The 23357-nt window shown below is 62.7% G+C and carries 23 protein-coding genes; 12 read left to right on the top strand and 11 right to left on the bottom strand.

Features of this window, described 5'->3' with window-relative positions:
• Window positions 1-6: 6 nt before the first annotated feature.
• Together wecB and ACH2CW_RS09740 are read right to left on the bottom strand one after the other, a co-directional pair.
• A complete protein-coding gene (gene wecB, locus ACH2CW_RS09735) occupies window positions 7-1143 on the bottom strand; it encodes a non-hydrolyzing UDP-N-acetylglucosamine 2-epimerase (protein ID WP_395057532.1) in 1137 nt (378 codons plus the stop codon).
• An 11-nt stretch (window positions 1144-1154) separates the two neighbouring features.
• Window positions 1155-1448 carry a hypothetical protein gene (locus ACH2CW_RS09740; protein WP_395057534.1) on the bottom strand — a complete coding sequence of 98 codons (294 nt, stop codon included), beginning with the start codon at window positions 1446-1448 and terminating at the stop codon, window positions 1155-1157.
• Window positions 1449-2144: 696 nt separating this feature from the next.
• On the opposite strand from ACH2CW_RS09740, the gene ACH2CW_RS09745 reads away from it, so the two are divergent.
• The 4 genes from ACH2CW_RS09745 (at window position 2145) to ACH2CW_RS09760 (ending at window position 6932) form a co-directional block, all read left to right on the top strand.
• Window positions 2145-2864, top strand: a complete 720-nt coding sequence (locus ACH2CW_RS09745) for a Crp/Fnr family transcriptional regulator (RefSeq protein WP_395057536.1) — start codon at window positions 2145-2147, stop codon at window positions 2862-2864.
• Between the two features lie 156 nt (window positions 2865-3020).
• Window positions 3021-3713, top strand: a complete 693-nt coding sequence (locus tag ACH2CW_RS09750) for a Crp/Fnr family transcriptional regulator (RefSeq protein ID WP_395057538.1) — start codon at window positions 3021-3023, stop codon at window positions 3711-3713.
• A gap of 222 nt (window positions 3714-3935) precedes the next feature.
• Entirely contained in the window at window positions 3936-4382 is a 447-nt protein-coding gene (locus ACH2CW_RS09755) for a hypothetical protein (RefSeq protein ID WP_395057540.1), read from the top strand.
• A gap of 27 nt (window positions 4383-4409) precedes the next feature.
• Window positions 4410-6932, top strand: a complete 2523-nt coding sequence (locus ACH2CW_RS09760; RefSeq protein ID WP_395057542.1) for an EAL domain-containing protein — start codon at window positions 4410-4412, stop codon at window positions 6930-6932.
• Window positions 6933-7042: 110 nt separating this feature from the next.
• Here the strand turns inward: ACH2CW_RS09760 and ACH2CW_RS09765 are convergent, their stop codons facing one another.
• The 3 genes from ACH2CW_RS09765 to ACH2CW_RS09775 all read right to left on the bottom strand — a co-directional run bounded on the left by ACH2CW_RS09765 (window position 7043) and on the right by ACH2CW_RS09775 (window position 10887).
• On the bottom strand, window positions 7043-7354 hold the full coding sequence (locus ACH2CW_RS09765; protein WP_395057544.1) for a CcdB family protein: 312 nt from the start codon (window positions 7352-7354) through the stop codon (window positions 7043-7045).
• Window positions 7354-7770, bottom strand: a complete 417-nt coding sequence (locus ACH2CW_RS09770) for a hypothetical protein (protein WP_395057546.1) — start codon at window positions 7768-7770, stop codon at window positions 7354-7356. Before ACH2CW_RS09770 ends, ACH2CW_RS09765 begins: the two co-directional genes overlap by 1 nt.
• 69 nt (window positions 7771-7839) lie before the next feature.
• Complete coding sequence (locus ACH2CW_RS09775) at window positions 7840-10887, bottom strand: L-glutamate gamma-semialdehyde dehydrogenase (protein ID WP_395057548.1); 3048 nt, start codon at window positions 10885-10887, stop codon at window positions 7840-7842.
• Window positions 10888-10981: 94 nt separating this feature from the next.
• Here ACH2CW_RS09775 and ACH2CW_RS09780 point away from each other — a divergent pair, with 94 nt between their 5' ends.
• From ACH2CW_RS09780 to ACH2CW_RS09790, 3 genes are all read left to right on the top strand, one after another.
• A complete protein-coding gene (locus ACH2CW_RS09780; protein WP_395057550.1) occupies window positions 10982-11461 on the top strand; it encodes an Lrp/AsnC ligand binding domain-containing protein in 480 nt (159 codons plus the stop codon).
• A gap of 200 nt (window positions 11462-11661) precedes the next feature.
• Window positions 11662-12795, top strand: coding sequence for an ABC transporter substrate-binding protein (locus ACH2CW_RS09785; protein ID WP_395057576.1), 1134 nt, complete (start codon window positions 11662-11664; stop codon window positions 12793-12795).
• Window positions 12796-12814: 19 nt separating this feature from the next.
• A complete protein-coding gene (locus ACH2CW_RS09790) occupies window positions 12815-13390 on the top strand; it encodes a DUF3617 domain-containing protein (RefSeq protein ID WP_395057552.1) in 576 nt (191 codons plus the stop codon).
• Window positions 13391-13529: 139 nt separating this feature from the next.
• Here ACH2CW_RS09790 and ACH2CW_RS09795 read toward each other — a convergent pair whose 3' ends face one another.
• Window positions 13530-14306: a YggS family pyridoxal phosphate-dependent enzyme gene (locus ACH2CW_RS09795; protein WP_395057554.1), complete on the bottom strand. Its 777-nt coding sequence runs from the start codon at window positions 14304-14306 to the stop codon at window positions 13530-13532.
• 33 nt (window positions 14307-14339) lie between these two features.
• Between ACH2CW_RS09795 and ACH2CW_RS09800 the strand changes: the two genes are divergently transcribed.
• From ACH2CW_RS09800 to ACH2CW_RS09810, 3 genes are all read left to right on the top strand, one after another.
• Complete coding sequence (locus ACH2CW_RS09800) at window positions 14340-15383, top strand: type IV pilus twitching motility protein PilT (RefSeq protein WP_395057556.1); 1044 nt, start codon at window positions 14340-14342, stop codon at window positions 15381-15383.
• A 67-nt stretch (window positions 15384-15450) separates the two neighbouring features.
• Window positions 15451-16587 (top strand): PilT/PilU family type 4a pilus ATPase, encoded by a 1137-nt coding sequence (locus tag ACH2CW_RS09805; RefSeq protein WP_395057558.1) that lies wholly within the window; start codon window positions 15451-15453, stop codon window positions 16585-16587.
• A 141-nt stretch (window positions 16588-16728) separates the two neighbouring features.
• Window positions 16729-17643 (top strand): NAD(P)-dependent oxidoreductase, encoded by a 915-nt coding sequence (locus ACH2CW_RS09810; RefSeq protein WP_395057560.1) that lies wholly within the window; start codon window positions 16729-16731, stop codon window positions 17641-17643.
• A gap of 57 nt (window positions 17644-17700) precedes the next feature.
• On the opposite strand, the gene ACH2CW_RS09815 is transcribed toward ACH2CW_RS09810, so the two are convergent.
• The 3 genes from ACH2CW_RS09815 to ACH2CW_RS09825 all read right to left on the bottom strand — a co-directional run bounded on the left by ACH2CW_RS09815 (window position 17701) and on the right by ACH2CW_RS09825 (window position 19526).
• Window positions 17701-18354 carry a BON domain-containing protein gene (locus ACH2CW_RS09815; protein ID WP_395057562.1) on the bottom strand — a complete coding sequence of 218 codons (654 nt, stop codon included), beginning with the start codon at window positions 18352-18354 and terminating at the stop codon, window positions 17701-17703.
• Complete coding sequence (locus tag ACH2CW_RS09820) at window positions 18354-18950, bottom strand: phosphoheptose isomerase (RefSeq protein WP_188709777.1); 597 nt, start codon at window positions 18948-18950, stop codon at window positions 18354-18356. Before ACH2CW_RS09820 ends, ACH2CW_RS09815 begins: the two co-directional genes overlap by 1 nt.
• A 117-nt stretch (window positions 18951-19067) precedes the next feature.
• A complete protein-coding gene (locus ACH2CW_RS09825) occupies window positions 19068-19526 on the bottom strand; it encodes a YraN family protein (RefSeq protein ID WP_395057564.1) in 459 nt (152 codons plus the stop codon).
• 50 nt (window positions 19527-19576) lie between these two features.
• Here ACH2CW_RS09825 and rsmI point away from each other — a divergent pair, with 50 nt between their 5' ends.
• Window positions 19577-20416 carry a 16S rRNA (cytidine(1402)-2'-O)-methyltransferase gene (gene rsmI / locus ACH2CW_RS09830; RefSeq protein WP_395057578.1) on the top strand — a complete coding sequence of 280 codons (840 nt, stop codon included), beginning with the start codon at window positions 19577-19579 and terminating at the stop codon, window positions 20414-20416.
• Between the two features lie 12 nt (window positions 20417-20428).
• Here the strand turns inward: rsmI and ACH2CW_RS09835 are convergent, their stop codons facing one another.
• Window positions 20429-20920 (bottom strand): hypothetical protein, encoded by a 492-nt coding sequence (locus ACH2CW_RS09835; protein ID WP_395057566.1) that lies wholly within the window; start codon window positions 20918-20920, stop codon window positions 20429-20431.
• A gap of 146 nt (window positions 20921-21066) precedes the next feature.
• On the opposite strand from ACH2CW_RS09835, the gene ACH2CW_RS09840 reads away from it, so the two are divergent.
• On the top strand, window positions 21067-21669 hold the full coding sequence (locus ACH2CW_RS09840; RefSeq protein ID WP_395057580.1) for a DUF938 domain-containing protein: 603 nt from the start codon (window positions 21067-21069) through the stop codon (window positions 21667-21669).
• Here the strand turns inward: ACH2CW_RS09840 and ACH2CW_RS09845 are convergent.
• Entirely contained in the window at window positions 21666-22697 is a 1032-nt protein-coding gene (locus tag ACH2CW_RS09845) for a 3'-5' exonuclease (protein WP_395057568.1), read from the bottom strand. The two genes, ACH2CW_RS09840 and ACH2CW_RS09845, sit on opposite strands and share 4 nt — an antisense overlap.
• Window positions 22698-23357: the final 660 nt, after the last annotated feature.

Consider the following 23357-nt stretch of genomic DNA (forward strand, 5'->3'; position numbering starts at 1 on the left):
AAAGTATCAGGCCAGAACCGGCTGTGGCAGGTCAGCGCTAACGAGACTGAGCTTGAGCGCAGCAACAATTTGTGCCGATGCTGTACCGTCGCCAAACGGATTGCCGGCCTGCGCCATGCGCGTGTACGCCGCGTTGTCGCGGGTGAGCCGGTTGACCTCCTCGACAATCGCGCTGCGCGTGGCGCCGGTCAGCAACGCGCAACCGGCTTCAATCGCTTCAGGTCGCTCGGTTTCGTCACGCAGCACCAGCACGGGTACGCCGAATGTGGGCGCTTCTTCCTGCAGGCCGCCAGAATCGGTCAAGACCATCCACGCGTCGGCCAGCGCCTGCTGCATGCCGGTGTAGTCCAGCGGCTGCGTCAACTTGACATTGGAAATGCCTCCCAGAATCTGATTGACCGGGCCCTGGATCACCGGGTTCAGGTGCACCGGGAACAAGACCTGCAGATCGGGCTGCTGGCGCGCAATCTCTGCCACCGCGTGACAGATCTCCTGCACATCCGTGCCCCAGTTTTCTCGCCGGTGTACCGTCACCAGCAGATGCCCACGCCCCTGAACGCTGCGTTTGACGCCGCGGTGGGCACAGGTCCACTGCTGGGCATCAATCACCGTGTTGCCGGTGAGTTCAATAAATTCATCGGCAATACCTTCGGTCTGCAAAGCCACGCGGGCGCGTTGGGTGGGCGCAAAGTGAAAGCGCGCGAGCCGGCTGATCATCTGGCGCAGGCCTTCCTCGGGAAAGGGCCGGGCCAGGTTGTAGGTGCGCAACCCGGCCTCGACATGGGCGACCGGCACCCGGTTGTAAAAGCCGGCCAATGCCCCCTGAAAAGCACTCTCGGTATCGCCCTGCACAATCACCAGCGACCACTCCTGCCCGAGCATGGCGGCTTCGAGCTGCTGGCGGCAACCGGTGCTGAACTCGAGCAAGCTGCTGCCCGTCCGCGACAAGGTGATGTCAGGCACCACGTCAAAACAAGCCAGGATCTGGTCGGCCATGTCCGCGTGCTGGCCGGTGTGCAACCATTGCACACGCGCCCAGGGCGCTTGCCGCAACGCGTGGTAAACCGGGGCCAGCTTGATGATTTCAGGGCGGGTGCCCGAGACCAGAAGGATGTTGTGAACCGCCTTTGTGGCGGCAGGCATGGTGGAGGCACTCATGATGCCTGCGCCATCTGATGCGGGTAGCTGATGGGGGCCGGCGTCTGCAGGTCAACAATCACCACCAGGTCGCCGCCGAAGCGGCCCACCCCGAGCTCGGTCATGAGGTGGCGCTCCTGCTCGGCAGATCCCATGCGCAAAAAACACAGCGCCTGGCGTTTACCGGCCTGGCTCGCCGCCAGAATGTCGAGGCGAGCGACGGAACCATAACGCGAACACAGCGAATGGAGCGCTGGTTTGAGCGTGCCAATGTCGGCGAAGTTATTGAGTTGATTGAATTCGTGGTGCATATCTGTAAAAAGCGTGAAGCTTTGTTGAAGGAGTTGTTAACTAAAGTACGTCTGCCAATATAGAAAGCGCACTTGGACCACGAACTGGGGAAACATCGCTGCTGACTGTAGGACGCCGCCTTCGCGTTTCAACCCGCACGATCAGCACCCGAGGGCCTGAATCTCTTCACCGGAAAGCGCTCTAAAAACACCTCGTCACATTTTGCGGAGTAAGGATGTCCGGGCCTCATGAAGCCGTCTGTTCGCTACCGCACTGAAGCCCAAAATTTAAAACCTAGCGTAGCCCTGCAGCCGGCTGGCATCCACGTCCTGGATTCATGTGCGCTGACAGATGGCCTGTATGGCTTGAATCGAATGTTTTCTACCCAGCCTGGCGCTGAATGAATGCCGCGTTGATGTGATCTGTGGCCGGGTGTCCGGGCAGGCGGCCGACCAGGCGCTCTGCCAGAAGGTCCGATTCAGAGCAAGGACAGCACGCCAGTGATCGCCGGACCTGTGCACTCGCCGCCTTGGTGTTTTCGCTTCATGAGCCCGGCGACGCCGGCTGCCGGCATGTGGGCTGGAGAATCCGGGTCACCGTTTGTCGCTTTGTGCGGTCGCGTACATACAAACGGCTTCAGAAAGCCTAGCATCTACGGCTGGCCCGAGACCTCTGCCCGAGGGGCGCTCGAAGCCAGGATTGCTTCGGAGCTTTTGTTGACAGCCGTTTCCCCAGACCCCAGAAAAAACCAATTACTGGCCGCTTTGCCAGATGCCGAGTGGCAGCGCTGGCTGCCCCAGCTTGAGTGGGTTGACATGCCTCTGGGCCAGGTGCTGTACGAATCAGGCAGCACCCTGAGCCACGTTTACTTTCCCACCACCTCGATTGTTTCTCTGCTCTATGTGCTGGAAAACGGCTCATCGGCCGAGATTGCGGTTGTCGGCAACGAAGGGCTGGTGGGAATCTCGCTGTTCATGGGCGGCGAATCCACACCCAGCCGGGCCGTCGTACAAAGTGCCGGCAAAGGACTTCGGCTGTCGGCGCAAGTCATCAAGGACGAATTCAAGCATGCCTCCGTGCTGCACCTGCTGCTGCGTTACACCCAGGCACTGATCACCCAAATGTCGCAAACGGCCGTGTGTAACCGGCATCACACGCTGGACCAGCAGTTGTGCCGCTGGCTGCTGCTGAGCCTGGACCGGCTGCAGGGCAGCGAACTGGTGATGACTCAGGAGTTGATCTCCAACATGCTGGGCGTGCGCCGGGAGGGTGTGACCGAAGCCGCGCTGCAGTTGCAGGCGTCGAAGTTGATTCGTTACTCGCGCGGCCGCATCACGGTGCTGGACCGACCCGGCCTTGAAAAACGCACCTGCGAATGTTATGACGTGGTCAAAAAAGAGTACGACCGATTACTGCCAAAAACGACGGTGGAGTAACAAGCGCCTGGCAATTGCAAAGCGTATGTGGGCTGGCGAACGGTGGGGCGATGGGAGTTAACGCATACTGAGAAACCGATTTGAACTGGTCTCGACAGTAGCGCGGCTTGATCTTTGTCCCCGCTCAGGGGTGCGCTACCCCACCGGAGAGCCCGCATGGCCCCTGTCGAAAACCACCTGATTAAACGCCTTCCGGAAAAAGACCGCCAGCGCCTGCTGGCTGCCTGTGAACCGGCGCAACTGACGCTGTCTGACGTGCTGGCCGAGCCCGGCACACCGACCCGCGATGTTTATTTCCCCACCCATGGTTTTATTTCGCTGGTGACGCTGGTTGAAGGCAGTCCGGGGGTGGAAGTCGGCATGGTGGGACGCGAGGGCATGCTGGGCGCCCAGCTTGCCCTCGGGGTGGCTGAAGCGCCCTGGCGCGCGCTGGTGCAAGGCCAGGGCGCAGCCTGGCGGCTGAAGGCATCGGCATTCAAGCGCGAGCTGGCGCTGAGCCCGGCGCTGCAGCGCGGCCTCCAACACTACCTGTATGTGCTGATGGCGCAACAGGCCGCATCTGCCGGCTGCCTGCGTTTTCACCTGATCGGTCAGCGCCTGGCACGCTGGTTGTTGATGAGTCAGGACCGGGCCCACTCGAACAGCTTTCACGTGACGCATGAATTTTTGGCCTACATGCTGGGCATGCGACGTGTCGGCGTGACAGCCGCTGCCAGCGCCATGCAAAAGGCCGGCTTGATCGAGTACCGCCGCGGCGAACTCACGGTGCTGAACCGTCCCGGCCTCGAAGCTGCAGCCTGCGGCTGTTACACCGCCGACCTGCGGACCTACGCGCAACTGCTGGGTTAAAACTGTTCGCCAGGCGCACCCGTGCGGGGATTTTTTCACGTCCCCGGCCACAGAGGCAAAGTGGCGGACATCCGAACCCAAATACACGGCCCCGCAGACTGATCTGTGCGCTAGCGCACGGACGTTGCGCGCAGGAGCCTTTACAACACGGGAAAGACATCACGTGACAACACGGCAGATGTCCCGCGAAAGCAGCCCACCAGTTAGAAAGAGGACCTCAGCATGACCTCCCTTGTTGATCGGCGCGACACCCTATCGGCCGTTGGCCTGTCGATGGTCAACGGGCTGGCCACGCTGAGCGACAGCTTGCGCGGTCGGGCACCTGACGCCGGCAACGCCGCCGGCGTGGCGGCAGCCGCGAGCGCGCACAACGGCCATGACGAGGGGCCGGCACCTGCCTCTGCCGAATACGCCCCTCCTGCGCCGGGAACGCCGCCCAACCGGCAACTGATGATCGAGATCGAAGACTGGGACGTGATGTTTGACGCGGTTCGGTCCCGGCTGACGTGTACCGTGGGCCAGCGCCTGGGCGAGCCACCGAGTCTGCCCGAACTTTCACCCGAGCTTTCGGCCAGCCTGGTGCAAGCCGTTGTGCTGGAATGCGTCGCCGAAATGGACAAGCTGCATGGCGCCCTGAAACGGGAACGCAGTCAACGTCTGACACCCTGACGCGCTTTTTGGCAAGCGACGCGGCTGATGCGCGTGTTACCTTTGCCCGACATGCCACCCATCGCCCCCTCTCAACGCAAGCGCGCCTTGTTTACGGATGCACCGGACGAGCTTGGCTCGGGGTTAGCTGCGCTGGCGTTGCTGGAGCGGGCCACAGGTTCGGGCACCTGGACACTCGCATTGCCGGAGCGCCAGTTGCTGTGGAGCGCGCAACTTGCCCGGCTGCTGGAGTTGCCTGTCACGCCGGCGCCCGACTGGGAGCACTTCCCCAAAATTTTCGCGCCAGGCTCGCGCGAGCGCATGACTCTCGCGCTGCAAGCCTGCCTGAATCACGGCACCGCCTTTGACGAGGAGGTGCAGGTCGTCACGGCGCGCGGCAAGGTTGTGACGGTGCGCGCAGTGGGTGAGGCCGAGCATGATGCGTCGGGCGCGCTGACGCATCTAGCGGGCATTGTTAAAGACCTGACCGCCGAAAAACACGCCGAACAGGAAACCCAAAGCCTGACCATGCGGCTGGGCACGACGCTGGCCAGCATCACCGACGCCTTCGTCACGCTGGACCGGAACGGCCTGCTGACCTATGTCAACCCCGAGAGCGAGCGCCTGCTGCGCCGCGAAAGCCGGGAACTGCTGGGCCAACCCATCTGGACAGTGCTGGACGACAACCGGCAAGAATCCTTGCGCCAGAACCTGACTGCGGCCCTGACAAACACCACCCATCGGGAGTTTGAAATTTTCTGCGCGGTACCGGGCAAATGGCTGGAACTGCGGGCCTACCCGTTTGAGGAGGGGCTGGCGCTCTACCTGCGCGATGTCACCGAAAGGCGTCAGTCGCAAGAGCAATTGCTGCTGCTGCAAACCAGCATCTCGCGGCTGAACGACATTGTGCTGATCACCGAGGCCGGCACTGTCGACACACCTGGCCCGCGCATCGTGTTTGTCAACGACGCGTTTGAGCGCCATACCGGCTACAGCCGGGCCGAAGTGGTCGGAAAATCGCCGCGCATGCTGCAGGGTCAGCGCACGCAGCGCGCCGAGCTCGACCGCATCCGGCTGGCGCTGCAAAAGGCGCGGCCGGTGCGCGCGGAGCTGATCAACTACAAAAAAGACGGCAGCCTGTTCTGGCTGGAGCTGGACATCGTGCCGGTCGACTATTTCAATCGCGGGCTCACGCACTGGGTCGCTGTGGCGCGCGACATCACGGAGCGCAAGGCCTCCGAAGAAGAAATTGAACATCTGGCTTTTTACGATGCATTGACGCAACTGCCCAATCGCCAGTTGCTGATGAGCAATCTGCGCCTGGCCCTGTCGCACACAGAAAACCCCGACAAGAGCGGGGCGCTGATGTTTATCGACCTGGACAACTTCAAAGTGCTCAACGACACCCGCGGGCATGCCACCGGCGACCTGCTGCTGCAAAAAGTGGCGGTCCGCCTGAACGGCTGCGTGCGGCTGCGCGACACCGTGGCCCGGCTGGGCGGCGATGAATTTGTGGTTTTGCTCGAAGACCTGGGCGACGACCCCCAGATCGCCTTGGTCAAGGCAAAAATCGTCGCCCAGAAAATCCTCGCTGCGCTGTGCGAGCCCTGCGACCTGGCCGGCTACGACTACGACGGCACCTGCAGCATTGGCATCACCTTGTTCAACCAGCATCAGCACAACGTCGGCGACCTGTTCAAGCAGGCCGACCTGGCGATGTACCAGGCCAAAGCCGCAGGGCGCAACGCGATCTGCTTTTTCGACCCTGGCATGCAGGCCGTTGTCACCGCCAACGCGGCCCTGACCTCCGAGCTGCGGCAAGGCCTGCGTAACGAGGACTTTGTGCTGCACTACCAGCCCCAGGTCGGCCGCGACGGAGACATGGTGGGCGCCGAGGCGCTGGTGCGCTGGCGCCACCCGGAGCGCGGTCTGGTGGCGCCCGACAGCTTTATCACGCAGGCCGAAGACAGCGGCCTGATCCTGCCGCTGGGTCAATGGGTGCTGGAAACCGCCTGCGCCCAGCTCGCCGTCTGGGCGCAACGCGCCGAAACCGAAAAGTTTGGCATTGCAGTCAACGTCAGCGTGCGCCAATTTCGCCACCCCGAGTTTGTCGAGATGGTCATGAAGGCCATCGACCAGGCCGGTATCAGCGCGCATCGGCTACAGCTGGAGCTGACCGAGAGCCTGCTGGCCAAGGACATGGACGTGACGATTGCCAAGATGGGGATTTTGAAAAGCGCCGGCGTGACGCTGTCCATCGACGACTTTGGCATCGGTTATTCAGCCCTGTCCTACCTGAAATACCTGCCGCTGGACCAGCTCAAGATTGACCGCAGCTTTGTCAAGGACGTGTTGACCGACCCCAACGATGCGGCGATTGCGCGCACCATCATCGGTCTGGCTCAAAGCCTGGGCTTGGGCGTGATGGCCGAGGGCGTGGAGACCGAAGCCCAACGCGACTTCCTGGCGCGCCACGGCTGCCATTGTTTTCAGGGCTATTTATTCTCCAAACCGCTGCCGATTGAGGAGCTGGAGGTTTTTATCCGGGGCTTGCCGCAGAATTCACGCTGAGGAGACAGCGGGATCAGCGGAAAGCGCTATAGATTTAGTAGCTGTCTGCGCCCGCTGTTTATGGACCAGAGGCTGATTTGATGCTCAAAACCTAATAGTACCAACAGGCCCTAGTAGCCGTGCAAAGCGTAGTCAAGGGCTGACCAGATGCGTGGTGCGTCGCTACGCAAGTTGCCTAACGGGCCCCGCAGGTCAGCGGATGAAAAAGCCACCACATCCAGGGTATCCAGGAACAGCGCCTTGCCTTCGACCTGGACGACCGGAGCCAGGCGTTCGGTGGGCGATTCCACCCAGAGATGCGTCAGGGGAATGGTCAGGCGGTTGCGCACGCCACGCACGAGGTCGCTTTGTATATCGACCACATAAGGTGACAGGTCACGCCACTCTTCCACGGGATGCGGATAAACATCGAATTGCGCCATCAGCCGGGCTCCGCGCCCGGAGCCTTGAGGGCCGCCTGCTTCTTGCGCCATTCGTAAATGCGCCAGCCCATGCTGCCCTCACGCTCGATCCGACCGTTATAGGCAGCAATCGTGTCTTTGTTGTCAGCCTCCCACTGCACGGCCAATCGCTCGATTTCCTCCGGGCTGCGCTCCTGCGCCGCCTTGCGTGCTGCCAGCCGCTCGGGGGTGAGCCAGCCATCGCCGACACGATAAGTGCCGGCCTCTTCCTGAGCGCGGCTGGGCACAGATGCGGCATTGATTTCGTAAACGGCAGGCACCGCTTTCATGGGCACCAGCTCCACCCGGCCATCCGGGTAGAACACCACATCAAACAACTGGCCCGCGTATTTTTTACCCAGCGATATCTGGCCGCTGGCGCCGACTTCCTTGAGCATGGCGCATCCTTTCAAACATTCATGCCATCATGCCGCATGAATTCAGGTGCGTCAAATCCGGTCAGGAGCTCAAATCCCTGCCAGCAAGGCCGCATTGCCACCCGCCGCGGTGGTGTTGACCGTCACTGTCTGCTCGGTGCAGAAGCGGACCAGGTAGTTCGGGCCGCCGGCTTTGGGGCCGGTGCCGCTTTGGCCTTCGCCACCAAAAGGCTGGACGCCGACCACCGCGCCAATCATGTTGCGGTTCACATAAACATTGCCGACATGGGCCGCCGCAGCCAACGCCTGCGCGCGCGCGTCGATGCGGGTCTGAATCCCCAGGGTCAGGCCGTAGCCAAGCGCGTTGATCTCTTCGATCACGGCGGCGGGGTCGCCGGACCAACGCACAATTTGCAGCACCGGGCCGAAAATTTCGTGCCTGACGTCGCTCACGCTGCCGACTTCAACAATCACCGGGGCGATCAGATTTGCTATTGAATCAGGAGCTGCTCGCGCAAGTCCCGTATGGGCTGAAAGCACTTTTGATGCTGAGCGCAGGCGCTGCAGGTGCTGGCCGATGTTGTCAAAGGCCTCGCGGTCGATCACGGGGCCGACGTCGGTGGCCAGGTCGGCCGGGTCACCCACCACCAGTTCCTGCAGCGCGCCCTGCACCATCGCGATCACTTTGTCGGCAATGCCCTCATGCACACACAGCAGACGCAGCGCCGAGCAGCGCTGGCCGGCCGAACGAAACGCGCTTTGCACCACCGCATCCACCACCTGCTCGGGCAGGGCGGTGCTGTCGACCAGCATGGCGTTGATGCCGCCGGTTTCGGCAATCAGCGGCACGATGGGGCCGTCCTTGGCCGCGAGCGCGCGGTGGATGATTTTGGCGACCTGGGTTGAGCCGGTGAACACCACGCCGGCAATACCTGGCGCGGCCACCAGCGCGGCACCCACGGTCTCGCCGGGACCGTGCATCAGTTGCAGCGCGCCTTCAGGTACACCAGCGGCGTGCAGCAGCTTGACCGCTTCCGAGGCCACGCCCGGCGTTTGTTCGGCCGGTTTGGCCAGCACGGCATTGCCGGTGGCCAGCGCGGCAGCCACCTGGCCAGTAAAAATCGCCAGCGGGAAATTCCAGGGGCTGATGCAGACCCAGACACCGCGTGCCTTGAGGCGCAGCTCGTTGCTTTCACCGGTCGGCCCCGGCAGCGCGACGGGCGCCATGATGCGTTCGGCTTCGCTGGCGTAATAACGCAAAAAATCAATCGCCTCGCGCACCTCGGCCACCGCGTCGCCCCAGGTCTTGAAGGCTTCCTTCACCAGCAGCGCGCAGAAGTGCGGCAGCTGCTGCTGCAGCGCATCGGCGGCGCGGCGCAACACGGCGGCACGTTCGGTCACCGGCACTTTGCTCCATTTTTGATAGCTGTTTACCCCCACCGCCAAGGAGCTGGAGGCCGATTTGGCATCGAATGCCAGCACTGTCGGCACAGCGCTGGTCGCCAGCGCGGCCAGCAGCGGCGCACGCATGCTGGCCACCGCCAGGTCCAGGCCCTGACTGTTGCGGCGGCCGGGGCCGTAGAGATCCGGCGGCAGCGGCAGGGACGATGGGATCGCCAGATGCAGCGGCGAGCCCAGCAACTGGTCCATGCCCACCGACTCGTCGGCGAGCTGGTGCACAAACGAGGAGTTGGCGCCGTTTTCCAGCAGGCGCCGCACCAGGTAGGCCAACAGGTCGCGGTGTGCGCCGACCGGGGCGTACACGCGGCAGGTGATGGCGGGATTTTTCAGGACTTCGCGAAAAATGCCTTCCCCCATGCCGTGCAGGCGCTGCAATTCAAATTGGCCGGAACCAGCCATCTGAATGATGGCGGCAATCGTCCCGGCGTTGTGACCGGCAAATTGCGGATAGATGGCATCCGGCGCGCCCAGCAGCGCCTGCGCACAGGCCAGGTAGGCAATGTCGGTGTGCTGCTTGTGCGTGAACACCGGGTAGTGCGGCAGGCCCAGCTCCTGGGCGCGCTTGATTTCCGAATCCCAGTAGGCACCCTTGACCAGGCGGCACATCAGGCGCAGCTTGTGGCGGCGGGCGACGGTGATCACGTGCATCACCAGATCCAGCGCTCGCGTCTGGTAGGCCTGCAGCGCCAGCCCGAAGCCGCGCCACTGCGGATGCTGCTGCGCCACGCGCGCCGCAAGTGCTTCGAACACGGCCAGCGACAACTCCAGCCGGTCCACCTCTTCGGCGTCGATGGTCAGGCTGATGTTGGCACGGGCCGCCAGTTCGCACAGGGCCCAGACGCGTGGCACCAGCTCGGTCAGCACTCGCGCGTGCTGGGCGTCTTCGTAACGCGGGTGCAGCGCGCTGAGCTTGATGGAAATACCGTCATTGTGCTCACACGCCCTTTCTGGACGAGCATTAACAGCTATTGATTTGATAGCGTTTTCGTAGCTCGCCAGGTAATGCTGTGCATCGGTCGCGGTGCGCGCGCCTTCGCCCAGCATGTCGTAGCTGAACCGTAGGTTGGAGGACGCGCGCCGCGCCGGGTCGCCCCAAGCAAGCGCAGCCCCCCCGCCGGGCAGCGAACCACGCGCAGCGGGGAGCGTGGGGGCCAGTTTTCTTGCGCCGTCGGCCTCCTTCATCGCCTCGCCAATGTCCTGCCCCAGCACAAACTGCCGGCCCAGCAACTGCACTGCGCGCAAGGTGGCCGCCACCACGGTCCGTGCGCCCAGCTTGCTCATGACACTGCTCTGGCCGTCTTCTGGCAAAAATTTCTTGGACAGGGCAATCGCCGAGGCCGACAGGCGGGCCATCACGCCGTCGCTGGCGCCGTCGAAGTCGGCACGGCCCAGCTGGTCAGCGGTCAGGGCAATGGCGGTCTCGGCGTCGGGCACACGCAACAACGCTTCGGCCAGGCGCATCAGGGCCAAACCTTCGTTGCTGCTGATCGGGTACTCCCTGAGCAGGCTTTCCATGGCCCAGAAAGGCGGTGGATTTTTTCGCACCGCCTGCACCCAGGGCAGAGCGAGCGGCACTGCAGAGGCCCAGTCGAGAGCGCCGGAAAGCTGCTGCAAGTGGCGCGCCACGATGGCAGATTCCGGGCGGCAGGGGTCAGGCAGATGTTGCGGGCGGATCATGAAAATTCCTGAAGCTGGCAAAAAACCCATGTTGTCTTGAGTTGTCTAAAATTTATCGCTAAATTCATATAACTTTTCAGAACAATTCACTACCATGACCGAACTGCCCGCGGATATTGACCGCATCGATCTGAAGATCCTGAATGTGCTCCAGCACGACGGGCGCATCGCCAACCTCAAGCTGGCCGAGGCGGTGGCGCTGTCGCCCACCGCCGTACTGGCGCGGGTGCAACGCCTCACACGCGCCGGCTACATCCTGGGCTATGAGGCGCGCCTGAACCCGCTCAAGCTGGGCGCCGGCATGACGGTGTTTGTCGAGGTGCTGCTGGACCGCACCACGCCGAATGTGTTTGAGGCTTTCAAGGCGGCGGTGCAGGTGTATCCCGAAATCATGGAATGCCACATGGTCGCCGGCGGCTTTGACTACCTGCTCAAGACCCGCATGGCCGACATGGCGGCCTACCGCCAGTTTGCCGGCACCGCGCTGTGGCAATTGCCCGGCGTGCGCGAAACGCGCACCTATGCCGTGATGGAAGAAATCAAAAGCAGCACGCAACTGGCGCTGGGTGTGTAGGAACAGCAACAGAAAAGCCACGCCCAACCCGTCCTTTGGGTGAATTTGCCCCATAGTTCACGCCGTTCGGGTGCGACCGCCTTGCCACTGGCCGGCACTTGGACTAAGTTCAAGTTGCGCCATGTGCGGGCTTGCATACGTTTCGGCAAAAGGAGCTTTGAGTCATCTGGCGCACCTTTAAGGAAAAATCCATGATCAATATGCAAGCCCGATGGGCCATTTGCGCTTTGCTGGCAAGCCTTCTGATGGCACCCGCCCATGCGGCGGAAACCGGGGTCACCGACCGGGAAATTCTGGTCGGCCAGTTTGCGGCCCAGACCGGTCCGGCCGCAGAACTGGGCAAACGCATGCAGTTGGGCATGCTGGCGCACTTCAAGGCGGTCAATGCAGCAGGCGGCGTCAATGGCCGCAGCATCCGGCTGATCTCGCGCGACGACGGCTATGAGCCGGAGAAGGCCGCCGCTGCGGTCAAGGCGCTGATCGAAGAGGACAAGGTGTTTGCGCTCATCGGTTCGGTCGGCACACCCACCACGCTGGCGGCCGTGCCCGCCATCAACGCGGCCGGCATCCCGTTGATCGGCCCCTTCACCGGCGCCCAGGCCCTGCGTGAACCTTTCAACCGCAACCTGTTCCATGTGCGCGCCAGCTACTTTGACGAGACCGAAAGCATCGTGCAGCACCTGAGCACGCTGGGCATCAAGAAAATCGCGGTGTTCTACCAGAACGACTCCTACGGCAAGGCCGGGCTGGAAGGCGTAACGCGCGCCCTGACCAAGCGCAACCTGAAACCCGCCGCCACTGTGACGGTCGAGCGCAATACCGTGGACGTGGCTGCCGCGCTGGCCGAGATCCTGAAAACATCGCCCGAGGCGGTGATTCAAATCAGTGCCTACAAGTCCTGCGCTGCCCTGATCAAACAGGCGCGCGGCAAAGGGTACGGCGGGCAGTTTTTCAATGTCAGTTTTGTCGGCTCCACCGCGCTGTCGGCCGAACTCGGTGACACCGGCGCCGGTGTGACGATTTCGCAGGTGGTGCCTTTCCCCTACACCCCGTCCTCGGCCGTGGTGCGCGAGTACCAGCAGCGCATGACCGAAGCCGGCAACACCGACTTTGACTTCTCCAGCATGGAGGGGTTTCTGGCTGCCAAGGTGTTTACCGAGGGCCTGCGCCGGGCCGGCAAAACACTGACCCGCGAGACCCTGGTGAGCGGCCTGGAGTCCATGCGTGATGTCAACATGGGCGGCTTCAGCGTCAACTACAGTCCGAAAAACCACGAAGGCTCGCGTTACACCGACTTGACCATCATCGGACGCGGCGGGCGTTTCGTTCGCTGATTTTTTCTGGAGGACAGCCATGACCCCCTTTTTATCCCGCCCTTGGATCGCGACCTGCGCCGGCCTGATCGACCTGTTGATCGCAAGCCAGCCCGCCCTGGCCCAAAGCACCAAACCGGGCCTGTGGGAGATCAACAACAAAATGGGCGGCTCGGCCGAGATGGACCAGGCCATGGCGCAGATGCAGCAGCAGATGGCCAGCATGCCGCCGGCGCAGCGCAAGCAAATGGAAGACATGATGGCCAAACAGGGCATGAGCATGGGCGCTGGCGCGGGCGGCGGCATCGCCATGAAGGTCTGCATCACCAAAGAGATGGCCGAGCGCAACGAGATGCCGCAGGCGCAGCAAGGCGACTGCAAAAGCACCGCTTCGCCGCGTGTGGGCAACACCCAGAAAATCAGCTTCGTCTGCACCCAACCGCCGTCCAGCGGTGAAGGGCAGATCACCTTCACCAGCAACGAGGCCTACACCATGAAGATGGTGACGACCACCAGCGTCAAAGGCAAACCCGAGAAGATGACCCTGGACGGATCCGCCAAATGGCTGTCGGCTGACTGCGGTGCGGTCAAACCGGTAGCTGGGCCCAAGAAGTAAGCGCGGGCGCAGCCGTCTGCACACACCCGGTGCCTGTCATCCCGGACCTGATCCGGGATCCATGCCCGCGTACCCAACACCGCCGCAGATCAGTGCGACATGGATTGCGGGTCAAGCCCGCAATGACACGCGTGGGGGCCTAACGGCCGCCAAAAATCGCTGTTCCCACACGCACCATGGTGCTGCCCGCATGAATGGCCGATTCCAGGTCGGCCGTCATGCCGAGCGACAGGGTGTCCAGGGGCTGCGGCAGCACGCCGGCCTTGTTTATTTGATCAAAAAGGTCTTTAGCCCTTTGGTGGAGCGCGCAAGCAGCTATGAAATCAGGAGCAGGCTCAGGAATGGACATGAGCCCGCGCAACTGCAGCCGGGGCAGCCGCGCCACCTCTGCGGCCAGCGCCTGTGCCTCCTCGGGTCGCACACCGGCCTTGGTCGGGCCGCCATCGACGTTGACCTGCAGGCAGACCTGAAGCGGCGGCAGATGCGCGGGGCGCTGCTCGCTCAGGCGCTGCGCAATCTTCAGCCGGTCCACCGACTGCACCCAGTCGAAATGCTCCGCCACCAGCCGCGTCTTGTTGCTCTGGAGGGGGCCGATGTGATGCCACTCCGAAGCGCTGGAGAGGGGCAACGCGCGCGGGGATGGCCCCCCGGAAGAATGGCTGGAATCCGACGGACTAAGGCCATCTGATTCCCGTCCAAGCAGTTCGCGAACCGCAAGAATCTTCTCCACGCCTTCCTGGACATAGTTCTCGCCGAAGGCGCACTGCCCGCCAGACATGGCGGCCATCACCGCGTCCGGCCCGAAGGTCTTGGACACCGCCAGCAGCCGAACACTGGCCGGATTGCGCCCGGATGCGAAACAGGCCGTGGTCATGCGGTCACGCACAGCTTGGAGCTTGTCAACAATCATGGTCATAATCCGACTGTAAACTCAAGAGGGATCCCCGGGATGGACATTACCCAACTGCTGGCTTTCAGCGTCAAGAACAAGGCGTCCGATCTGCATTTGTCGGCCGGCCTGCCGCCCATGATCCGGGTCCACGGCGATGTGCGGCGCATCAACGTCGATCCGCTGGACCACAAGCAGGTCCACGCCATGGTGTACGACATCATGAACGACACCCAGCGCAAGAACTATGAAGAGTTCCTGGAGATCGACTTCTCGTTCGAGATCGACGGCCTGGCGCGTTTCCGGGTCAATGCCTTCAACCAGAACCGGGGGGCCGGCGCGGTGTTCCGGACCATTCCCTCGAAAATTCTGACGCTGGAGCAGCTCAACGCGCCCAAGATTTTTGGCGACCTGGCCATGAAGCCACGCGGCATGGTACTGGTCACCGGTCCGACCGGCTCGGGCAAATCGACCACGCTGGCGGCCATGGTCAACTACCTCAACGAAACCGAATACGGGCACATCCTGACGGTGGAAGACCCGATCGAGTTTGTGCATGAGTCCAAAAAATGCCTGATCAACCAGCGCGAGGTCGGCCCGCACACGCTGAGTTTCAGCGCTGCGCTCAAGTCCGCGCTGCGCGAGGACCCGGACGCCATCCTGGTCGGCGAGATGCGCGACCTGGAAACCATCCGACTGGCCATGACGGCCGCCGAAACCGGTCACCTGGTGTTCGGCACGTTGCACACCTCCAGCGCGGCCAAAACCATTGACCGGATCATCGACGTGTTCCCGGCCGAAGAAAAAGACATGATCCGCGCGATGTTGTCCGAGTCGCTGCAGGCCGTGATCTCGCAAACCCTGTGCAAGACCAAGGACGGCCAGGGCCGCGTCGCTGCGCACGAGATCATGCTGGGCACCAGCGCCATCCGAAACCTGATCCGGGAAGCCAAAGTGGCGCAGATGTATTCGTCGATCCAGACCGGCAACAGCGTGGGCATGCAGACGCTGGACCAGAACCTGACCGATCTCGTCAAGCGCAACATCATTTCCGCCGCAGAAGCGCGCGGCAAGGCCAAGATTCCCGAAAATTTCCCCGGCTAAACAAGCCCGTTAACAGCGAAAAGATGCTCCTGGCCTGAGTGCCTGCAGCAGCCAATTTGGAGAACACATGGAACGCGACCAGGCCAGTAAATTCATCAACGATCTTCTCAAGCTGATGGTCAGCCGCAACGGCAGCGATTTGTTCATCACGGCGGAGTTTCCGCCGGCCATGAAGGTGGACGGCAAGGTCACCAAGGTGTCGCCACAGCCCCTCAACGCCAGCCACACGCTGGCCCTGGCCCGCGCCATCATGAACGACAAGCAGGCGGCCGAGTTCGAGCGCACCAAGGAGTGCAACTTTGCAATCTCGCCGCCCAATGTGGGCCGCTTCCGTGTCAACGCCTTCATCCAGCAGGGCAAGGTCGGCATGGTGATGCGGGTGATTCCGGCGACCCTGCCGACCATCGACGGCCTGGGCGTGCCGCAGGTGCTCAAGGACGTGGTGATGTCCAAACGCGGCCTGTGTATCCTCGTGGGTGCCACCGGCTCGGGCAAATCGACCACGCTGGCGGCCATGGTGGACTGGCGCAATGAAAAGTCCTTCGGCCACATCATCACCATCGAAGACCCGGTGGAATTTGTGCATCCGCATAAAAACTGCGTGGTCACGCAGCGCGAAGTGGGCCTGGACACCGACAGTTGGGAAGCCGCGCTGAAAAACACACTGCGCCAGGCGCCGGACGTGATCCTGATGGGCGAGGTGCGTGACCGCGAGACCATGGAACACGCGGTTGCGTTTGCCGAAACCGGCCACCTGTGCCTGTGCACCCTGCACGCCAACAGCGCCAACCAGGCGCTGGACCGCATCATCAACTTCTTCCCGGAAGAACGCCGCGCCCAGTTGCTGATGGACCTGTCACTCAACATGAAAGCCATGATCTCGCAGCGCCTGGTGCCCAAGCAGGACAGCAAGGGCCGCGTGGCGGCGGTGGAAATCATGCTGAACACGCCGCTGATCTCCGACCTGATCTTCAAGGGCGAGGTCTCCGTGATCAAGGAGATCATGAAGAAGAGCCGCAACCTGGGCATGCAAACCTTTGACCAGGCGCTGTTTGATGCCTTCGAGTCCAACACGATCACCTACGAGGACGCGTTGCGCAACGCCGACTCGGTCAACGACCTGCGGCTGCAGATCAAGCTCAACTCGCAGCGCGCGAAGACGCAAGACCTGGCCGCCGGCACAGAAAACATGGCCATCATTTAGGCCTCGCGCGGGCTTGATGCCTCGTTGCGCGGTGCTCGCCATCCTCACGTACCTGAAGGACGTTCCGGTGGCTGTGCGCCACACGCGTCGCCTGAAGCCCGCTCGCTACGCCCTCCTCTTTTTTCCTGCAGCAACCACATCATGAGCAGCACCAACCCCAAAACATACGAATCCGCCCCCGCCCGCAAAGTCGCCTTTCTCGGCCTTGGCGTCATGGGTTACCCGATGGCCGGCCACCTTGCACTGGCTGGCCACAGCGTCACCGTCTACAACCGGACCGCTACTAAATCAATAGCATGGTGCACAGAGTACGCAGGGGCTGGTGCCTCAAAACATGCCTCTACGCCGCGTGAGGCGGCGCAAGGCGCCGAGATTGTGTTTTGCTGTGTGGGCAACGACGACGACCTGCGTGGCGTGACGCTGGGCCAGGACGGCGCTTTCGCCGGCATGCAGCCGGGCGCAATTTTTGTGGACCACACCACCGCGTCAGCCGACGTGGCGCGCGAGCTGTATGCCGCGGCGCAGGCGCTCAAGCTGCAATTTGTCGATGCGCCGGTGTCTGGCGGCCAGGCCGGCGCGCAAAACGGCGCGCTCACCGTCATGTGCGGCGGTGACGCCGCAGCTTTCGACGCCGTCAAGCCGGCCGGCATGGCGTTTGCCAAAGCCTTCACGCTGATGGGCGCCAGCGGCGCCGGCCAGCTCACCAAGATGGTCAACCAGATCTGCATCGCCGGCCTGGTGCAGGGCCTCAGCGAGGCCATCGCCTTCGGCCAGAAGGCCGGACTGGACATGAACCAGGTGCTGGACGTGATCGGCAAGGGCGCGGCGCAAAGCTGGCAGCTCGACAACCGCGGCAAGACCATGGTGGCGGACAAGTTCGACTTCGGCTTTGCGGTGGACTGGATGCGCAAGGACCTGGGCCTGGTGCTGGATGAAGCCAAGAGCAATGGCGCACGGCTTCCCGTCACCGCGCTGGTGGATCAGTTCTACGCCGACGTGCAAGCCCTGGGTGGCCAGCGCTGGGACACGTCCAGTCTCATAAAGCGCTTGAAATAGATCTTCAACGCACACAAAAAAGCCGGCTCGCAGCCGGCTTCATCAGGGACACGCCGCTCAGGAGCGGGGCGCGGGCCGGGCCGTCGGTGGCAGCAGGCGCTGCATCTCTTCCTCGCTGATGACCTCAAAAATACGCACCACCTTCTGCACACCACGGGCGCCGCGCGCGATCTCGGTGGCGCGGTCGGCCTCGCGCTGGGTCACGCGGCCCATCAGGTACACCGTGCCGCGCTCGGTCACCACCTTGAAGGCACTGGCGTAAAGGTCCTTGGCATCGATCAACAAAGCCTTGACCTGACCGGTGATCAACACGTCTGAAGAACGCTGCACCAGCGACGGGCTGTCGATGATGGCCAGTTCGTTGACCACGCCGTTGACGTTCTCGACGCGTGAGACCACCTGCTCGACCAGCTTCTTGTCGTTCTCGTTGAGTACCTCGCCGGTCAGCAGCACCTGGCGGTTGTAACTGGTCACGCTGACACGCGCGCGGCTGCCAATGTTGTCGCGCAGGCGGGCCATGGCGCGCAACTCGATGCCCTCGTCTTCCAGTTGTGCGCCCGAGGTGCGGCGGTCAATCGCCACCAGCGCGCCACCGGCTGCGCCGCCCAGCAGCAGCGGAAAACAGGCGGTCAGGGAGGTGCCAAGCACAGCGGCGGTGCAGGCCGTCAGAAGCAGGCGTTTGAGGGAGTGTGTTTTCGCAGTTGATTTCATCAAGGACTTTCCTGGTCACCAAGTAATTGGGCATCCACGCCGTCACAGATGCAGTGAAGGGCCAGCAGATGAACTTCCTGAATTCGGGCCGTGCGGTCATGCGGCACACAGATATGCACATCGGTCTCCCGCAGCGCGGACGTCATCTTTCCACCGCCTTTTCCGGTCAGCGCCACCACGGTCATCTCGCGTTCGTGCGCCGCTTCAATCGCCGCCAGCACATTGGCGGAGTTGCCGCTGGTGCTCAGCGCCAGCAACACGTCACCCGCACCGCCGAGCGCGCGCACCTGCTTGGAAAAGATCACGCTGAAATCGTAATCGTTGGCGATGGCCGTAAGGATGGAGCTGTCGGTGGTCAATGCAATCGCGCCGAGCTCGGGCCGCTCCCGCTCAAAACGCCCCACAAACTCGGCCGCGAAATGCTGGGCGTCGGCGGCCGAGCCGCCATTGCCGCAGGCCAGCACCTTGCCACCGCTGGTGACGCTGGCCAGGATGGCCTGGACCGCGGCAGCAATGGGTTTGGAGAGGATTTGTGCAGCCTGGTATTTCAGGTCGGCGCTGTCGATGAAGTGCTGTTCGATGCGTTGTTCAAGCATGGGACAATGATACCGGGTCAGACATTTGGAAATCACGCATGCCGGCCCACAGACCGCTCAGCGCAATGCATGGTTACAAAATCGGGGCGTCGGGGCCGATCACAAGCAGTACCTGCATCAATCCGCGTCGAAAGCGCCACGCAGCCATTCAATCGTCGGCGCTTCAGACACATCCGGCCGCCCTTCAATCAGCACCACGTCAAAACGGCAAGGCGGCGCGCTGGTAAAACGTACGAGGTAGTGACGCGCGGCAAAAATAATGCGCTTGCGTTTGGTGGCGCCTATGCTGGCACCGGCGCCACCGTGCGAGCTGCTTTTGCGCTGGCGCACCTCGACAAACACCAGGGTGCCGTCGGGCGCGCGCATGATCAGGTCCACCTCACCGCCGCCGCGACCTGGCGTCCGGTAATTGGCCTCTATCAGCTTGAGGCCGGCACGCATCAAGTGGGCCCGTGCCAGCGATTCGGCGGCGTCACCGAGCCGCTTGGTGGTAATCTGGCCGGGCTGATTTTCTGCACCGGCCGCGCTGGCGCCGCCGCCGGGCTCTTTTGCAAGCTGTTTTCTGGAAAACCACATTGAATTCTTCCTTCGACCAGGCTCTGGCTGCCGCACGCGCCGCAGCAGGGATGCAGCATTATCCCGAAGCTGCGCTGTATGTGGTGGCCACGCCGATCGGCAACCTGTCCGACATCAGCCTGCGCGCCCTGCATGTGCTGCAACTGGTACACGCCATCGCCTGCGAAGACACCCGCCATACGCAGACCATGCTGCGCCAGTACGGCATCGACAAACCCCTGCTGCCGGTGCATGAACATAACGAAGCGCAGGCCGCCGGCGGCGTGATCGAGCGCCTGCAACGCGGTGAACGTGTGGCCTATGTCAGTGATGCTGGCACACCTGCCGTCAGTGACCCCGGCGCGCGTCTGGTGGCGGCCGTGCGGTCCGCCGGGCTGGCCATCCTGCCGCTGCCGGGCGCCAGCAGCGTGACCGCCGCCCTGAGCGTGGCGGGCATCAGCGGCGACGCGGGTTTTGTCTTCGCCGGTTTTCTGCCGTCCAAAGCGGCGGAACGCGACCAGGCCGTGCTGGCACTACAGGCCGATGTCCGGGCCATCGTGATTCTGGAAGCACCGCATCGCATCGAGGCGCTGGCACGCGCCATGGCACCGCTGGGGACCAGACCAGTGACGGTGGGTCGGGAACTGACCAAGCAGTTCGAGGAAATCGCCACCGTGGCGGCGCAAGACTTCAGTGCCTGGCTGGCGGCGGGCAGCCAGCGCACCCGCGGCGAGTTCGCGCTGGTGCTGCACCCGGCAGACAAACCCGAGGCGGCCGACGATGGTCACCGGGTGTTGCAACTGCTGCTGGCAGAATTACCGCTCAAGACCGCTGTCAAGCTGGCGGCCGACATCACCGGCGCGCCGCGCAATGAGCTCTACGAAGCGGCGCTGGCGCTCAAGAAAGCCTGAAGGCGTGCCGCCTCAGGGCGTGTCGACCACCATGCTCGGGCGCTCTTCCACGCCGGCATGGGCCTTTTGCACCACCCGGCCGTTGTCGAGGTAAACCCAGTAAAACATGTCCTGCATGCCGTACCAGCGGTAGGTCAGGATGTCACCCTTCCACGAGCCCACCCGTCCAATCAGTGCCGGCGGGCCGAACTCGCGCAGCACATCGGCCTCGGTCCACTTGCCGGGTGTTATGCGTTCGAAATCCTTTTCGGTCAGCACCTGCCGCACACCGTCGACGCGGCCAGCAGCATCAAGGTCCACCATGAAAGCAAACTGCCCGCCCGGCTGGCCGGAGTATTGCAATCGCGTACCCGGCCGCAGGTCAACAACAGCGTTGGGCGGGCCCATGGTGGCCACCACTTCTTCTCGCGTCATGCCGGGTTTGACGGAACTGATGGGGAACACGGAGCAGCCGCCCAGCCAGAGCGCAACCAGTGAAAGGAGCAGGGTTTTGAGGGTGTTCATGGCAATGTCGTCCTTGTGGGGTGTGCAACACCGGCGCCGCGATCAGGAAATTTCCCGGCGAACTGCCTGACGTTATACATGGCGCCGTCTCACCTTGCAGGGACACCGGTATCGGTTAGCAAGTTCCCGGCGGCGACAATCGGCACATCATGGACAAACCCTATGCCCCCGCCACGGACAGAAACCGCGACCCGATACTTGCCGTCCTGCGCGAGCGCTTCGCCGACCGCCGCCAGGTGCTGGAAATCGGCAGCGGCACCGGCCAGCATGCGGCGTATTTTGCGGCTGCCCTGCCCTGGCTGCGCTGGCAGGCTTCGGATGTCGCCGGCAACCTGCCCGGCATCCGGCTCTGGCTGGACGAAGCCAGCCTGCCCAACACCCCGCCGCCCGTCGAGGTCGACATGCGGCAGGCCTGGCCCGCGCTGGCTTTTGACGCGGTCTTCAGCGCCAACACCCTGCACATCATGGGCTGGCCTGAAGTTCAACAGCTTTTTGCTGAACTGGGGCGGCGCATGCCGGCGGGCAGCCTGTTCATGGTGTACGGGCCCTTCAACTACGGCGGGCAATTCACCAGCGACAGCAATGCGCGTTTTGATGCCTCGCTGCGCGCCGGCAACCCGGCCAGCGGCCTGCGTGATTTTGAAGACGTGGATGCACTGGCGCTACGTGCCGGGCTGGTGCTGCTCGACGACCGCGCCATGCCCGCCAACAACCGCTGCATCATCTGGCAGCGCAGCAATCCGGCCTAGAGCGTCCGCGAGATGCGCTTGCCGGGGCGCAACGAGTAACGCACGCCGGCATCAAGTTCTTCGACCTGAACCTGCGCAGGCCGCTTGGCGTACACCTCGGCCTTGAGCCAGTCACATTCGGCCTGCAGGGCGGCCTCATCGCCGAGGCGGGTGTGCCACACCCGGTTCGTGCCATCCCAGCGGTAAGCCCTGGCCTTGAGCAGGTCCTTGGCCTCAAACGGCGCAGCCGTGGCCTGCAGCCGGTAGCTGGTTTGGCCAAACGCGGCGAGCAGGCAAGCCAGGCCAGTCTGTCCGGACGACAACGGGCTGGCCAGCACCGCGAGCAGGGCTCGGCAGTCCATTTCGGCGCGGTGCGCGTCATAAAACCAGCCCAGCTCCAGGGCCAGTTGCGTGAGCTTGGCCGAGCTGCGCCCTTCCTTTTTCCAGTCCAGATCGGCAAACGAGCAGGCCCAGGGACGCTGCGCAAAGTGCGGCAGGCGCGCTTCGGCAAAGGGCCGGTCAAAGCCGGCGTTGTGGGCCAGCACCAGGTCGGCGCCGGAGAGCATGTCAGTCACACGCTGCTCGTCAAGCCGCTGGCCCCGCACCATGTCGTTGTTGATGCCGGTCAGCGCCTGAATCTCCGCCGGTATCGGCATGCCGGGGTCTTCCAGGCCGTCATACACCTCGACGCGGCCGGTCGGCAACCCCGTCGCAGTTTCCACATCGACACTGAGCAGGGCCAGCTCCATGATGCGGTCGCGCGAGGCATCGAGCCCCGTCGTTTCTGTGTCGAGGATCAACACGCGTGTGACCGGGCCGGTCGCCTGGTGCGCAAACTGCGTCACCACCGGCAAGCGCCTGAGCACGCGGTAGTCGGCATGGCTGTCGAGTAGGCGCGCCATGGCTTCGGGCGCCAGCGCAGCGGCCGGTTCGGCAGGAGAGGCGGTTCGGGTTTTGCGGGGGCGGGAAGGCTCCGGCGCCGCCGGTGCGCCCTCAAAACCGAATCCGAGCTGGCCGGAAAGCGGGACGTGCGTGTCTGCCTCGTTCATGGTGACCTTCAGGCGATGTACCGCAGATGACAAGTTAGGTAATTCACGCGTAAAAATCAGGCATAACCGATGCTTATTCCTTCGTTTTACAACACCCCGATTGGCCCCCATGGGGCATTTCAACATTTAATTTGTATTTTTCAAGCATAAATGACCCTCAATTTTCACGAGTTACACGCTATTGATTCTCTTGAAGTTTCGCCGCAAGAAGCGCTACTTTTATGGCTACGCATTAATAGCGTGAAGGACCCTATGTCGTACACTGCCATCTTATGACCTCGTAACCTCCCCCCTCTCAATCTCCCATCTGAAGAGCGACGAATGCTTCTTTGTATGCTACAGCCACTAGGTGTCAGCGAAATCCACACTGGCTAAATGAGCCCCTCCCCTCGAAAAGGTAAAACGAGCTTAGCGTCCGGCGAAATAAAGTTGACGGGAATGAAAGTGTCAACACTCAGTCCCCTTCCTTAATCCATGCGGGTTCCGAGGCACCACTGCAAACCGTCGATTTACGAAATTCTGCAGCTAGCTGGCTTTTTTCAGCCTTTTCTATGAAATGAAGGGGCGGATTCAAGGACCAAGTGCAACACTTCCAAATCCACAGAGGAGTTGCATGACGAGAACATATCGACAGTTGAGCGCAGAAGAGCGAGGCGTGGT

The sequence above is a fragment of the Polaromonas sp. genome, from assembly GCF_043778355.1.
Classification (GTDB): Bacteria; Pseudomonadota; Gammaproteobacteria; order Burkholderiales; family Burkholderiaceae_C; genus Polaromonas.